The sequence below is a fragment of the Staphylococcus sp. FSL W8-0305 genome, assembly GCF_037966415.1.
In the GTDB taxonomy this organism is placed as follows: domain Bacteria; phylum Bacillota; class Bacilli; order Staphylococcales; family Staphylococcaceae; genus Staphylococcus; species Staphylococcus aureus.
In genome coordinates this window covers 803,107-817,985 of the sequence record NZ_CP150198.1, presented here as the reverse complement: position 1 = coordinate 817,985, position 14,879 = coordinate 803,107, and the positions used below count along the sequence as shown (strand labels likewise).

The window sequence follows — 14,879 nt, the reverse complement described above, 5'->3', positions numbered from 1 at the left end:
TCGATATGGCATTTGAAGGCTTATCAGAACGCCTGCAAGCGACGATGCAAAAAATGCGTGGTAAGGGTAAACTTACTGAAGCTGATATAAAGATAATGATGCGTGAAGTAAGATTAGCGTTACTTGAGGCTGACGTAAACTTTAAAGTGGTAAAAGAATTTATTAAAACAGTATCAGAACGCGCATTAGGTTCCGATGTAATGCAATCATTAACACCAGGGCAACAAGTTATTAAAATAGTTCAAGATGAATTAACGAAGTTGATGGGTGGAGAAAATACATCGATTAATATGTCAAATAAACCACCTACTGTTGTTATGATGGTTGGTTTACAAGGTGCTGGTAAAACAACAACTGCAGGTAAATTAGCATTATTGATGCGTAAAAAATACAACAAAAAACCAATGTTAGTTGCAGCAGATATTTATCGTCCAGCAGCGATAAATCAATTACAAACAGTAGGAAAACAAATTGATATTCCTGTATACAGTGAAGGGGATCAAGTAAAGCCACAACAAATTGTAACTAATGCATTAAAACATGCTAAAGAAGAACATTTAGACTTTGTAATCATTGATACAGCAGGTCGATTACACATCGATGAAGCATTGATGAACGAATTAAAAGAAGTAAAAGACATTGCTAAACCAAACGAAATTATGTTAGTTGTCGATTCAATGACGGGTCAAGATGCTGTCAATGTTGCAGAATCATTTGACGATCAACTTGATGTCACAGGTGTTACCTTAACTAAATTAGATGGTGATACACGTGGTGGTGCAGCTTTATCTATTCGTTCGGTGACACAAAAACCAATTAAATTTGTTGGTATGAGTGAAAAGTTAGATGGTTTAGAGCTATTCCATCCTGAACGTATGGCATCACGTATTTTAGGTATGGGTGATGTGTTAAGTTTAATTGAAAAAGCACAACAAGATGTGGATCAAGAAAAAGCAAAAGATTTAGAGAAAAAGATGCGTGAGTCATCATTTACTTTAGATGATTTTTTAGAACAACTTGATCAGGTGAAAAATTTAGGACCACTGGATGATATTATGAAAATGATTCCAGGTATGAATAAAATGAAAGGGCTAGATAAGCTTAATATGAGTGAAAAGCAAATTGATCATATTAAAGCGATTATCCAGTCAATGACGCCGGCTGAAAGAAACAATCCAGACACATTGAATGTATCACGTAAAAAGCGTATTGCTAAAGGTTCTGGACGTTCATTACAAGAAGTCAATCGTTTGATGAAACAATTTAACGATATGAAGAAAATGATGAAACAATTCACTGGTGGCGGTAAAGGTAAAAAAGGTAAACGCAATCAAATGCAAAATATGTTAAAAGGTATGAACTTACCATTTTAATGTTTAATTTAACATGCTGATTTTTGTTGCAATGAGATGTGCATCCCGAAAGTTATACTAAAGAATATAACTTTATGGGGTGCATATTTTTAGATACACAATAATAATTAAATACTGAAATTGCTGATTTGCTAGAACATGAGGTTATTGTTGCTAATATTAATAAGTTATATTGGGAGAACGTGTGCGGTAGAAGTGGTACCATTCATGTCCTTACGGGATAAATTAACTAAACACGTATGTGGTGAAGGCTACTATGAATTTTTATAACCTATTAACAGTCTAATTTAGTAATCACATAGTTATTTTTGTAAGGAAAAGGTTCAATAATTTTCTAGGTAAAGAAAAAACTCTTTACAAACATTCACACACCTGTTAATATTATTTCTTGTAGAAAATAAAAATTAAAACATGACTTAAAGGAGATTTTATAAATGGCAGTTAAAATTCGTTTAACACGTTTAGGTTCAAAAAGAAATCCATTCTATCGTATCGTAGTAGCAGATGCTCGTTCTCCACGTGACGGACGTATCATCGAACAAATCGGTACTTATAACCCAACGAGCGCTAATGCTCCAGAAATTAAAGTTGACGAAGCGTTAGCTTTAAAATGGTTAAATGATGGTGCGAAACCAACTGATACAGTTCACAATATCTTATCAAAAGAAGGTATTATGAAAAAATTTGACGAACAAAAGAAAGCTAAGTAATTTAGCGTAAAATTGTTCTAACAATAAGAATAACTCGTTTACACTGACAGTTATTACTCAATGATACGTTGGGAATATCACATGTTAGTAATATAGAACGTATTGGGTACCATAATGGTGCCCTTTTTCTTTGAATTATTTTCAATTAAAATAGAAGTGTTCAAAGCATAGAGTTGGAGGTAATAGAATGAGAGTTGAAGTTGGTCAAATTGTTAACACACATGGTATTAAAGGTGAAATTAAAGTAAAATCCAATTCAGACTTTACAGACGTTCGTTTTCAACCCGGTCAAGTGCTGACAGTTGTGCATAACAATAACGACCTTGAATATACTGTTAAGTCACATAGAGTGCATAAAGGGCTTCATATGCTCACATTTGAAGGTATTAATAATATTAATGATATTGAGCATTTAAAAGGGAGTTCTATTTATCAAGAGCGTGATCATGAAGATATCGTACTTGAGGAAAATGAATTTTATTATTCAGATATTATAGGATGTACAGTTTTTGATGATCAAGAAACACCAATAGGTCGTGTAATTAATATATTTGAAACAGGTGCGAATGATGTGTGGGTGATTAAAGGATCTAAAGAATATTTGATTCCTTATATTGCTGATGTTGTAAAAGAAGTGGATGTTGAAAATAAAAAAATTATCATCACGCCAATGGAAGGATTGTTGGATTAATGAAAATTGATTATTTAACTTTATTTCCTGAAATGTTTGATGGTGTTTTAAATCATTCAATTATGAAACGTGCCCAAGAAAACAATAAATTACAAATCAATACGGTTAATTTTAGAGATTATGCAATTAACAAGCACAACCAAGTAGATGATTATCCGTATGGTGGCGGACAAGGTATGGTGTTAAAGCCTGAACCTGTTTTTAATGCGATGGAAGACTTAGATGTCACAGAACAAGCACGCGTTATTTTAATGTGTCCACAAGGCGAGCCATTTTCACATCAGAAAGCTGTTGAATTAAGCAAGGCTGACCACATCGTTTTCATATGCGGACATTATGAAGGTTACGATGAACGTATCCGAACACATCTTGTCACAGATGAAATATCAATGGGTGACTATGTTTTAACAGGTGGAGAATTGCCAGCGATGACCATGACTGATGCTATTGTTAGACTGATTCCAGGTGTTTTAGGTAATGAACAGTCACATCAAGATGATTCATTTTCTGATGGGTTATTAGAGTTTCCGCAATATACACGTCCGCGTGAATTTAAGGGTCTAACAGTTCCAGATGTTTTATTGTCTGGAAATCATGCCAATATTGATGCATGGAGACATGAGCAAAAGTTGATCCGCACATATAATAAAAGACCTGACTTAATTGAAAAATATCCATTAACTAATGCAGATAAGCAAATATTAGAAAGATATAAAATAGGATTGAAAAAAGGTTAGTATTGTGCTAACATAATCTGAGTGTGGAAACACAAAAATCACTATGATCCGCTGCTATATATTTGTCGAGGCAAGAACATAGGTTGAAGAGGAGAATTTATAATGACAAATCACAAATTAATCGAAGCAGTAACTAAATCACAATTACGTACAGACTTACCAAGTTTCCGTCCTGGTGATACTTTACGTGTACACGTACGTATCATTGAGGGTACTCGTGAGCGTATCCAAGTATTCGAAGGCGTTGTAATTAAACGTCGTGGCGGTGGCGTTTCTGAAACGTTTACAGTTCGTAAAATTTCATCAGGTGTTGGCGTGGAACGTACATTCCCATTACACACACCAAAAATTGAAAAAATCGAAGTTAAACGTCGTGGTAAAGTACGTCGTGCTAAATTATATTACTTACGTAGTTTACGTGGTAAAGCTGCTAGAATCCAAGAAATTCGTTAATCAGCATTTAAACAAAGCTATGTATGAGTCAAATTCGACTCAATCAATAAAGCCATCTAGGTCACTTTTATGGAGTGATATAGATGGCTTTTTTTGCTGTTTTATTAATGTAAAGTTGATAATGTAATTGTTTTTCCCTTCTTTATTCATAACGTGTTTGCTCAAAATGGTTATATAAACAAAAATCTACTAAGTGCCATGAAAAAGGACTTAGTAGATTTATTAAATATGTGCGTAGCAACATTATTTTTGTCTTGCCCATCTCGTGAAAATAATACTACATATAATGCCAAATATAGTAATTGTTATAAGTAAATAATAGTATGGTGGGGTATAGCTCAATTGAATCTTTGTTATATTTTTAGGTGCTTTAATGCCGGTCATAACACCATTTACTTGTTCAACTTTAAGACTTTGATCACCTGATGTCGCTTTCATACCTTGATTATATGCTGTTGGCAAAACAATATACCCAGATGAATTTTTATTTTTAGTAATAGTATAACCTTGCTTTGTCTTTCTAACTTTGACAGCCTCTAATGAATTTGAAGCGTCTTTAAGCGTGGTATAATCTTCGCCGTATATCCCTTTTAAATTTACACGATACTTACCTTTAGGCAATGATAATCTAATTCTATCTGAAGCTTTAATGCGTATCGTTACGGGTGTTACAAAGCGTCGATATTTATAAGTGAGTTTATTTCTTTCTTGTGTATATTCATTCACTTTAACATCATGAGCTTTATCCGGCGAAAGTAATTCTAAATCCATTTCAAAATACAAATCTTTAAATTGATTAGAAACTGATTTTGGCAACTGTACAGTTAGACCACCATTATTTTGTTTAACTTGTAATAAATGTTTTGTAGGAGATTGCCAGGCTGCACTATTTAATTTAATTGTTGAATCTGATAGTAAATTTTTATTGGCTTTAAAATGTGTATTAACATCTTTAGTATTGTTAGAAACAATCCCTTGCAACATTGCTTGTTCTTTATCTAATGGAGATTTTAATTCTTTATTGGAAAAGACCTTATTTGTAATATGTGCACTTGGATAATGGATGGTATTTTTAGAATGAATCCAACGAACTTTATTGTCTTTGTGTTCAGAGTTAATTTTAAATCCATATGGTAAGTTGTCATCATGATTCACTCTAATTCGATCATTAACATTCCAAAGTGATAGTAAATTTTGACGATTGCCAAGTAGTCTATAAGTGCTGTTTTTATCGATTGGCATATTAATTTGGAGTGTCTTGTCATAATATTTTAAAATGTCTCCATTAAAAATACTAGAATATAATGAAATGCCATTATAATGATATATAAATGGTGAATTTAATGCATAGTCTGACATATAATCAATGCGATTAAATGGGCCTGTTGCATTTTTATTTATCTTTTTTATAAGCTGGTTTACATAGTTACTATGGTAATCATGTTGTTTCAACGATGATAATGATTGTTGATAAGGTTTGATTGCCATATTTTTGTTGTTATCTAAAATGACGATTTGTTGAATCATAACGATTAATACTAATATTGCAACGGTTAATTTTTTATAACGCCATAAACTAAATTTTAAAATAACAGCAAGCACCATTTGCAGGATAATACCTACTATAAGTGCGAGTGGGTGTGTCGGTGATAGTAATACATAAAGTAATGCGATGATGCTTACTGGTATTGTTCTGATTAAATAATATTTCATATTTAATGTTGATAAATGTTGAATAAACAATCCGCAAAGAGCACTTGATGATAGTGCTAAGATATACACCCAACGCCTTTCTGGAAATGAAAAACCATTAAAAGCACTGTCAAAATACTGTGATAATGAACCAATAAATAATACCCATGTTACTATTGCGAAAAGTCTATAAAAGTAAAAACGATACAGTTTGAATGACAATAATGCAACGATAGTGAGAATTGAAATCGTAATGAAAAATCCATCGCTAAAGAAAAAATAATGATAATCAAGTGGTGTCAAAAACGGTATATCAACATTGGGATTTTGCTTTCTGTCATTTTCCAAAAACGCAGAAATGCCAGTGAATAAACCAAATACACTTGATAACACACTCAAAACTGTAGCAGATATGACGCAAATTAATTTTTGTGTTCTAGAGACAATGTCATATTTGTAAGTGAAAATGAGTCGATATAAATAGTAGCAACCTATAATAATAGCTTGATAATAACTGAAATAAAAATTGCTAAATAGTGTTAAGGCTATCGCAACAATGAAAATACCGATTTTGCGTTGTTGAAAATATCTTTCCAAACCAAGAATCGATAATGGCAATAAATATAATAAATTTCCATAAAATGACCAAGTAAAATTAAAGTATATAACGACAGTTGACATGCCGTATAAAATCGTAGCGATCATATTTGTTGAGCGTTTAAAGTGTAATATTTTAAATAAGTAGAAGGTCACGACAAATGTTATGATAGCTCGTACCATAGCCATAATAAGTTGGTTTGTCGGCCAAAAATGTATTGTTGTCGGATTAAATATACCAACAGTTTCTCCTATTTTAATGAATAGAAAATTGAGCCACATTAAAGGTGACAGCGAATAATAATATGATAGTCCTTTCATATAATCGCCACCTAATCCAAACGATGCATCATATAAACTAGAAAAACTACTTAGATGTTCATACAAATACATTTGAAATGGCATCATTTGACGGAATCCATCTCCAGATCCACTAAAAACAGTACCATTCACAATATATTCATAGATATGAGTAGAAAATAAAATAAGCGTTAATATTACGCTCATGAAAGTTATGACCAAGAATTGTTTGACGTTTGAATTTAACCATTTTTTTAACACAACATTATCCTCAACTTTCAAATTTAAAATTAAGTTTAACTGAAACTAAAGTTAATGAGGTTCTCGATAGGTAAAGACAAAGATGACTGTGGAACAGATACCTTATCATAGTTACTTAAACTTTGGATTATTTTTAGTTTATCATTAAACAAATATATTGAATAATAAAAATGTCATACTGTATTAATTGAATATCACCTAATAAGCAGCTTAGATTTAATAAATGATAATTTTTAATTAGAGAAAACTTGGAATAATCACTTATACCTTAATCTAAAGCATTGTTAAGAAGTGTGACAATGTTAAAATAAATATAGTTGAATTAATGAATTTGTTCTATAATTAACAAGTTATAGATTTTAATAATGAGAAAAGAATTGACGAAAGTAAGGTGAATTGAATGGTTATTCAATGGTATCCAGGACATATGGCGAAAGCCAAAAGAGAAGTAAGTGAACAATTAAAAAAAGTAGATGTAGTGTTTGAACTAGTAGATGCAAGAATTCCATATAGTTCAAGAAACCCTATGATAGATGAAGTTATTAACCAAAAACCACGTGTTGTTATATTAAATAAAAAAGATATGTCTAATTTAAATGAGATGTCAAAATGGGAACAATTTTTTATTGATAAAGGATACTATCCTGTATCAGTGGATGCTAAGCACGGTAAAAATTTAAAGAAAGTGGAAGCTGCAGCAATTAAGGCGACTGCTGAAAAATTTGAACGTGAAAAAGCAAAAGGACTTAAGCCAAGAGCGATTAGAGCGATGATTGTTGGAATTCCAAATGTTGGTAAATCCACATTAATAAATAAACTGGCAAAGCGTAGTATTGCACAGACTGGTAATAAACCAGGTGTGACCAAACAACAACAATGGATTAAAGTTGGTAATGCATTACAACTATTAGATACACCAGGGATTCTTTGGCCTAAATTTGAAGATGAAGAGGTCGGTAAGAAGTTGAGTTTAACAGGCGCGATTAAAGATAGTATTGTGCACTTAGATGAAGTTGCCATCTATGGACTGAACTTTTTAATTCAAAATGATTTAGCGCGCTTAAAAGCACATTATAAAATCGAAGTTCCTGAAGATGCAGAAATCATAGCGTGGTTTGATGCGATAGGGAAAAAACGTGGCTTAATTCGACGTGGTAATGAAATTGATTACGAAGCAGTCATTGAACTGATTATTTATGATATTCGAAATGCTAAAATAGGAAATTATTGTTTTGATATTTTTAAAGATATGACTGAGGAATTAGCAAATGACGCTAACAATTAAAGAAGTAACGCAGTTGATTAATGCGGTTAATACAATAGAAGAATTAGAAAATCATGAATGCTTTTTAGATGAGCGAAAAGGTGTACAAAATGCCATAGCCAGACGAAGAAAAGCGTTAGAAAAAGAACAAGCTTTAAAAGAAAAGTATGTTGAAATGACTTACTTTGAAAATGAAATATTAACAGAGAATCCTAATGCTATTATTTGTGGTATTGATGAAGTTGGAAGAGGACCTTTAGCAGGTCCAGTCGTTGCATGCGCAACAATTTTAAATTCAAATCACAATTATTTGGGCCTTGATGATTCGAAAAAAGTACCTGTTACGAAACGTCTAGAATTAAATGAAGCACTAAAAAATGAAGTTACTGCTTTTGCATATGGTATCGCGACAGCTGAAGAAATAGATGAATTTAATATTTATAAAGCTACTCAAATCGCCATGCAGCGAGCTATTGATGGATTATCAGTACAACCAACGCATTTATTGATAGACGCGATGACGCTTGATAATGCACTGCCTCAAGTATCTTTAATCAAGGGTGATGCAAGAAGTGTGTCTATTGCAGCTGCAAGCATCATGGCAAAGGTTTTTCGTGATGATTATATGACACAGTTATCTAAAGATTATCCTGAATATGGTTTTGAAAAAAATGCGGGTTACGGTACCAAACAACATTTACTAGCAATCGATGATATTGGCATTATGAAAGAGCATAGAAAAAGCTTTGAACCTATAAAATCGTTACTGTAAATCGTAAAATTCAATTAAATGATAAAAAAGTAGCATTTAAGTTTACAATAGCGCTTACATTTTTTATAATTGTAAGGGAACTTAACCTAAGTAACAGGAGGATGGAAGATGAATATCCACGAGTATCAAGGTAAAGAAATATTTCGTTCAATGGGCGTTGCAGTTCCAGAAGGACGAGTAGCATTTACTGCTGAAGAAGCGGTGGAGAAAGCAAAAGAATTAAATTCTGATGTATATGTTGTGAAAGCACAAATTCATGCTGGAGGTAGAGGTAAAGCAGGCGGAGTAAAAATTGCTAAATCTTTATCTGAGGTAGAAACATATGCAAAAGAATTATTAGGGAAAACTTTGGTGACACATCAAACTGGTCCAGAAGGTAAAGAAATTAAGCGTTTATATATCGAAGAAGGTTGTGCTATTCAAAAAGAATATTACGTTGGATTCGTTATTGATCGTGCGACTGACCAAGTAACATTGATGGCGTCTGAAGAAGGGGGCACTGAGATTGAAGAAGTTGCTGCGAAGACTCCTGAAAAGATCTTCAAAGAAACTATCGATCCAGTAATCGGACTTTCACCATTCCAAGCAAGACGAATTGCGTTTAATATTAATATTCCTAAAGAATCTGTTAACAAAGCTGCTAAATTCTTATTAGCACTTTATAATGTATTCATTGAAAAAGATTGTTCAATCGTAGAAATCAACCCATTAGTTACAACAGCTGATGGTGATGTATTGGCATTAGATGCTAAAATTAATTTTGATGATAATGCATTATTCAGACATAAAGATGTTGTAGAATTACGTGATTTAGAAGAAGAAGATCCGAAAGAGATTGAAGCGTCTAAACATGATTTATCATACATTGCATTAGATGGTGACATCGGATGTATGGTTAATGGTGCAGGTTTAGCCATGGCAACAATGGATACGATTAATCATTTCGGTGGAAACCCAGCCAATTTCTTAGATGCAGGCGGAAGCGCTACTAGAGAAAAAGTAACTGAAGCATTTAAAATCATTTTAGGTGATGAAAATGTTAAAGGTATTTTTGTAAACATTTTCGGTGGCATTATGAAATGTGATGTTATCGCAGAAGGTATCGTTGAAGCTGTAAAAGAAGTAGATTTAACTTTACCACTAGTTGTACGCTTAGAAGGTACAAATGTTGAGTTAGGTAAAAAAATCTTAAAAGACTCAGGATTAGCAATTGAACCAGCAGCAACAATGGCTGAAGGTGCACAAAAAATTGTTAAACTAGTCAAAGAAGCATAAGGAAAGGATGGGAGCACTAAGATGAGTGTATTTATAGATAAGAATACTAAAGTAATGGTACAAGGTATTACAGGGTCTACTGCCCTTTTCCATACAAAACAAATGCTTGATTATGGTACGAAAATAGTAGCAGGTGTGACGCCTGGTAAAGGTGGTCAAGTTGTTGAAGGCGTTCCTGTTTTCAACACTGTTGAAGAAGCTAAAAATGAAACTGGGGCAACGGTTTCAGTCATTTACGTTCCAGCACCATTTGCTGCAGACTCAATTTTAGAAGCAGCTGATGCAGACTTAGATATGGTTATTTGTATCACTGAACATATTCCTGTATTAGACATGGTTAAAGTTAAACGCTATTTACAAGGTAGAAAAACACGTTTAGTTGGTCCAAACTGTCCAGGTGTGATTACAGCAGATGAATGTAAAATTGGTATTATGCCTGGCTATATTCACAAAAAAGGTCATGTTGGTGTAGTATCACGTTCAGGTACACTAACATATGAAGCAGTGCACCAATTGACTGAAGAAGGTATTGGTCAAACTACAGCTGTTGGTATTGGTGGAGACCCAGTAAATGGCACAAACTTTATTGATGTTTTAAAAGCATTCAATGAAGATGACGAAACGAAAGCAGTTGTTATGATTGGTGAAATCGGTGGTACAGCTGAAGAAGAAGCAGCTGAATGGATTAAAGCGAATATGACAAAACCAGTTGTAGGCTTTATCGGTGGACAAACAGCACCTCCTGGAAAACGTATGGGACATGCTGGTGCGATCATTTCAGGTGGTAAAGGTACTGCTGAAGAGAAAATTAAAACATTAAATAGTTGTGGTGTGAAAACAGCGGCAACACCTTCAGAAATTGGTTCAACATTAATTGAAGCTGCTAAAGAAGCAGGTATTTATGAATTATTATTAACAGTTAATAAATAAAGTTAAAAGATGATATAAATGGCTATAGCCCATTCCATACTTTATAAAAGTATCGGAAATGGGCTATTTGTCGTGCGATGAATTTAAGTACACTTTTCATATTTTGAAAAGGCAAGTTAATTATTTTACCTCCTTCAATAGCTTTCTAAAACAAAGCAAATTTTTATTAAAATATATAGTGCACTATGTTATAATATTTATATATTATTGTAAGGAGTGTTTCATCATGAATAAACAACAAAGTAAAGTACGCTATTCAATTAGAAAAGTTAGTATTGGAATTTTGTCAATTTCAATAGGTATGTTTTTGGCATTGGGTATGTCGAACAAAGCATATGCAGATGAAATTGATAAATCTAAAGATTTTACAAGAGGGTATGAGCAAAATGTATTCGCGAAATCAGAGTTAAATGCTAATAAAAATACGACAAAAGACAAAATAAAAAATGAAGCTGTTGTTAAAACATCGGACACAAGTTTAAAGTTAGACAACAAATCAGCAATTTCAAATGGAAATGAAATTAATCAAGATATGAAGATTTCAAATACTCCGAAAAACTCAAACCAAGGTAACAATCTAGTTGTTAATAACAATGAACCTACTAAAGAAATTAAAATTGCAAACTTGGAAGCTCAAAATTCTAATCAGAAGAAAGTGAATAAAGGTACTAATAATTACTTTGGTTACTACAGTTTTAGAGAAGCTCCAAAAACACAAATCTATACTGTAAAAAAAGGTGACACACTTAGTGCTATAGCATTAAAATACAAAACTACAGTTTCAAATATTCAAAATACAAATAATATAGCAAATCCTAATTTAATATTTATTGGTCAAAAATTAAAAGTGCCAATGACACCATTAGTAGAACCAAAACCAAAAACAGTGCCTTCAAATAATAAAAGTAATAGTAATAACAGTACATTAAATTATTTGAAAACATTAGAGAATAGAGGATGGGATTTCGACGGTAGTTATGGATGGCAATGTTTCGATTTAGTCAATGTGTATTGGAATCATCTTTATGGTCATGGATTAAAAGGATATGGAGCTAAAGATATACCATATGCAAATAATTTTAATAGTGAAGCTAAAATTTATCACAACACACCAACTTTCAAAGCTGAACCTGGGGACTTAGTGGTTTTTAGTGGAAGATTTGGTGGAGGATATGGTCATACAGCTATTGTCTTAAATGGTGATTATGATGGAAAATTAATGAAGTTCCAAAGTTTAGATCAAAACTGGAATAATGGTGGATGGCGTAAAGCAGAGGTTGCACATAAAGTTGTTCATAATTATGAAAATGATATGATTTTTATTAGACCATTTAAAAAAGCATAATTTAAATCGAAGGCAGGACATTGAAATATGAAATTTTCAACTTTAAGTGAAGAAGAATTTACCAACTACACCAAAAAGCACTTCAAACATTATACACAGTCTATAGAATTATATAATTATAGAAATAAAATAAATCATGAAGCACATATTGTGGGAGTGAAGAATGATAAAAATGAAGTTATAGCTGCATGTTTATTAACAGAGGCACGTATTTTTAAATTCTACAAATATTTCTACTCTCATAGAGGTCCTTTACTTGATTATTTCGATGCTAAATTAGTTTGTTACTTTTTTAAAGAATTATCTAAATTCATTTATAAAAATAGAGGTGTATTTATTCTTGTTGATCCATATTTAATAGAGAATTTAAGAGATGCGAATGGTAGGATAATAAAGAATTATAATAATTCAGTGATAGTAAAGATGCTAGGAAAAATTGGGTATCTCCATCAAGGTTATACAACAGGATATTCAAATAAAAGCCAAATTAGGTGGATTTCTGTATTGGATTTAAAAGATAAAGATGAGAATCAACTTTTAAAAGAAATGGAATACCAAACTAGAAGAAATATAAAAAAGACTATTGAGATTGGTGTTAAGGTTGAAGATTTATCTATTGAAGAAACAAATCGATTTTATAAATTGTTTCAAATGGCTGAAGAAAAACATGGTTTTCATTTCATGAATGAAGATTATTTTAAACGAATGCAAGAAATATATAAAGATAAGGCAATGTTAAAGATAGCTTGTATAGATCTTAATGAATATCAAGATAAATTAAAAATACAATTATTGAAAATCGAAAATGAAATGATGACTGTGAACAGAGCATTAAATGAAAATCCAAATTCTAAAAAGAATAAATCTAAATTAAATCAGTTAAATATGCAATTATCTAGTATTAATAATAGAATTAGTAAAACCGAAGAACTAATATTAGAAGATGGACCTGTTTTGGATTTAGCTGCTGCTTTATTTATATGTACTGATGATGAAGTTTATTATCTATCAAGTGGATCAAATCCTAAATATAATCAGTATATGGGCGCATATCATCTACAATGGCATATGATAAAATATGCAAAATCACATAATATTAATAGGTATAATTTTTATGGAATAACAGGCGTCTTTAGTGATGAGGCGGATGATTTTGGTGTACAACAATTTAAAAAAGGTTTTAATGCACATGTTGAAGAATTAATTGGTGATTTCATCAAACCAGTAAGACCAATTCTATATAAATTTGCAAAACTTATTTATAAGGTTTGATTATAAAGTATGTTGGAAATTGAAATTTAAAATTCTTTCCAACATACTTTTCACTTTTTAAGTCGGTATTTTACTCCTTAAAATAACATTACATCGACAATGTTTTTGTATTAGAAATGTAAAACAAAAATAGAATATGATTTTGTATGATTAAAAAAAGGAGTTGATTTATTGATTAGACTATTTTTGCTTAAGTTATACTGGGCACACTTTTCGACTAAACAAATTCATCAATTTTTAATGGCATACCCTAATGTAATTAAAGAGGGGGGCAGAAAAAAAGATAGTTATTTATGTGAATGGGTGAATAGGGAAGAAAATGTTCATTTATTACGTAAATACTATGCTTTTATAAAACTTGATCATAACGATATTATTAAAGAACTGCAGAAATTAAAAGTAAGTTACATTACATATATGGATACTGAATACCCAGTGCTATTAAAAGAAATATATCAATTTCCATTACTTCTTTTCTATAGAGGGAACATCAAATTAATAAATAATATGCATCATTTGGCAGTAGTAGGTGCAAGAGATTCTACAAGTTATACCCAACAGTCTTTAGAATTTTTATTATCAAATGATAAAAGCAAATATTTAACAATTGTTTCCGGCCTTGCTCAAGGAGCTGATGCAATGGCACATCAAATAGCTTTAAAATACAATCTCCCTACAATAGCAGTTTTAGCCTTTGGCCATCAAACACATTATCCCAAAAGCACATTAGCATTAAGAAATAAAATAGAAGAAATAGGTTTAGTTATATCCGAATATCCACCACATACACCAATTGCTAAATATAGATTTCCTGAGCGCAATAGAATTATCAGCGGTTTGTCAAAAGGGGTTTTAATTACTGAGGCTAAGGAACAAAGTGGTAGTCACATCACGATAGATTTTGCATTAGAGCAAAATAGAAATGTTTATGTTTTACCTGGATCTATGTTTAATCCTATGACAAAAGGTAATTTATTACGTATCCAAGAAGGTGCTAAGGTAGTATTAAACGCTAATGATATATTTGAAGACTACTATATTTAAAACTAAAAATAACGAGTTGCTTCATATTTCTTTTGTTACCCTTTGTAATTTATTTTTTAATAAAATCTATAAAAAATAGACAGGGAAAATGATTTGTTTAGATATAAAACGTTGACAAAAGCAAAATTAAGCGTTTATCATTTATCTTTAGTAATTAGATTAG

Annotated in this window: 13 protein-coding genes; 12 read left to right on the top strand and 1 reads right to left on the bottom strand. The window is 31.7% G+C overall.

From position 1 onward, the window contains the following. The first annotated feature begins 5 nt into the window (after positions 1-5). The 5 genes from ffh (at position 6) to rplS (ending at position 3,964) form a co-directional block, all read left to right on the top strand. Entirely contained in the window at positions 6-1,373 is a 1,368-nt protein-coding gene (gene ffh / locus NST10_RS04070) for a signal recognition particle protein (protein ID WP_000863474.1), read from the top strand. A gap of 434 nt (positions 1,374-1,807) precedes the next feature. Beyond that, complete coding sequence (gene rpsP, locus NST10_RS04065) at positions 1,808-2,083, top strand: 30S ribosomal protein S16 (protein WP_000268754.1); 276 nt, start codon at positions 1,808-1,810, stop codon at positions 2,081-2,083. Positions 2,084-2,270: 187 nt separating this feature from the next. After that, positions 2,271-2,774, top strand: a complete 504-nt coding sequence (gene rimM / locus NST10_RS04060) for a ribosome maturation factor RimM (RefSeq protein ID WP_001261987.1) — start codon at positions 2,271-2,273, stop codon at positions 2,772-2,774. After that, entirely contained in the window at positions 2,774-3,511 is a 738-nt protein-coding gene (gene trmD / locus NST10_RS04055; RefSeq protein ID WP_000687323.1) for a tRNA (guanosine(37)-N1)-methyltransferase TrmD, read from the top strand. Before rimM ends, trmD begins: the two co-directional genes overlap by 1 nt. 102 nt (positions 3,512-3,613) lie before the next feature. Then, complete coding sequence (gene rplS / locus NST10_RS04050) at positions 3,614-3,964, top strand: 50S ribosomal protein L19 (RefSeq protein WP_000181404.1); 351 nt, start codon at positions 3,614-3,616, stop codon at positions 3,962-3,964. Between the two features lie 243 nt (positions 3,965-4,207). On the opposite strand, the gene yfhO is transcribed toward rplS, so the two are convergent. Further along, positions 4,208-6,814: a lipoteichoic acid-specific glycosyltransferase YfhO gene (gene yfhO / locus NST10_RS04045; protein ID WP_000915257.1), complete on the bottom strand. Its 2,607-nt coding sequence runs from the start codon at positions 6,812-6,814 to the stop codon at positions 4,208-4,210. Positions 6,815-7,214: 400 nt separating this feature from the next. Here yfhO and ylqF point away from each other — a divergent pair, with 400 nt between their 5' ends. From ylqF to dprA, 7 genes are all read left to right on the top strand, one after another. After that, on the top strand, positions 7,215-8,099 hold the full coding sequence (gene ylqF / locus NST10_RS04040) for a ribosome biogenesis GTPase YlqF (protein ID WP_000236718.1): 885 nt from the start codon (positions 7,215-7,217) through the stop codon (positions 8,097-8,099). After that, the gene (locus tag NST10_RS04035) at positions 8,083-8,850 is read left to right on the top strand and encodes a ribonuclease HII (RefSeq protein WP_000176401.1); all 768 of its coding nucleotides are present in this window, start codon (positions 8,083-8,085) and stop codon (positions 8,848-8,850) included. Before ylqF ends, NST10_RS04035 begins: the two co-directional genes overlap by 17 nt. A 108-nt stretch (positions 8,851-8,958) precedes the next feature. Next, a complete protein-coding gene (gene sucC / locus NST10_RS04030) occupies positions 8,959-10,125 on the top strand; it encodes an ADP-forming succinate--CoA ligase subunit beta (RefSeq protein ID WP_001020801.1) in 1,167 nt (388 codons plus the stop codon). A gap of 21 nt (positions 10,126-10,146) precedes the next feature. Beyond that, a complete protein-coding gene (sucD, locus tag NST10_RS04025) occupies positions 10,147-11,055 on the top strand; it encodes a succinate--CoA ligase subunit alpha (protein WP_000110252.1) in 909 nt (302 codons plus the stop codon). A 226-nt stretch (positions 11,056-11,281) separates the two neighbouring features. Beyond that, a complete protein-coding gene (locus NST10_RS04020) occupies positions 11,282-12,400 on the top strand; it encodes a LysM peptidoglycan-binding domain-containing protein (RefSeq protein WP_001041658.1) in 1,119 nt (372 codons plus the stop codon). Positions 12,401-12,427: 27 nt separating this feature from the next. Then, the gene (gene fmhC / locus NST10_RS04015) at positions 12,428-13,672 is read left to right on the top strand and encodes a FemA/FemB family glycyltransferase FmhC (RefSeq protein ID WP_000672864.1); all 1,245 of its coding nucleotides are present in this window, start codon (positions 12,428-12,430) and stop codon (positions 13,670-13,672) included. Between the two features lie 171 nt (positions 13,673-13,843). Further along, positions 13,844-14,716 carry a DNA-processing protein DprA gene (gene dprA, locus NST10_RS04010; protein ID WP_000620184.1) on the top strand — a complete coding sequence of 291 codons (873 nt, stop codon included), beginning with the start codon at positions 13,844-13,846 and terminating at the stop codon, positions 14,714-14,716. Positions 14,717-14,879: the final 163 nt, after the last annotated feature.

Coding starts and splice junctions, on each gene's coding strand:
- ylqF (WP_000236718.1), top strand. CDS start 7,215: ATGGTTATTCAATGGTATCCAGGACATATGGCGAAAGCCAAAAGAGAA.
- NST10_RS04020 (WP_001041658.1), top strand. CDS start 11,282: ATGAATAAACAACAAAGTAAAGTACGCTATTCAATTAGAAAAGTTAGT.
- trmD (WP_000687323.1), top strand. CDS start 2,774: ATGAAAATTGATTATTTAACTTTATTTCCTGAAATGTTTGATGGTGTT.
- sucC (WP_001020801.1), top strand. CDS start 8,959: ATGAATATCCACGAGTATCAAGGTAAAGAAATATTTCGTTCAATGGGC.
- fmhC (WP_000672864.1), top strand. CDS start 12,428: ATGAAATTTTCAACTTTAAGTGAAGAAGAATTTACCAACTACACCAAA.
- ffh (WP_000863474.1), top strand. CDS start 6: ATGGCATTTGAAGGCTTATCAGAACGCCTGCAAGCGACGATGCAAAAA.
- rimM (WP_001261987.1), top strand. CDS start 2,271: ATGAGAGTTGAAGTTGGTCAAATTGTTAACACACATGGTATTAAAGGT.
- rpsP (WP_000268754.1), top strand. CDS start 1,808: ATGGCAGTTAAAATTCGTTTAACACGTTTAGGTTCAAAAAGAAATCCA.
- sucD (WP_000110252.1), top strand. CDS start 10,147: ATGAGTGTATTTATAGATAAGAATACTAAAGTAATGGTACAAGGTATT.
- rplS (WP_000181404.1), top strand. CDS start 3,614: ATGACAAATCACAAATTAATCGAAGCAGTAACTAAATCACAATTACGT.
- NST10_RS04035 (WP_000176401.1), top strand. CDS start 8,083: ATGACGCTAACAATTAAAGAAGTAACGCAGTTGATTAATGCGGTTAAT.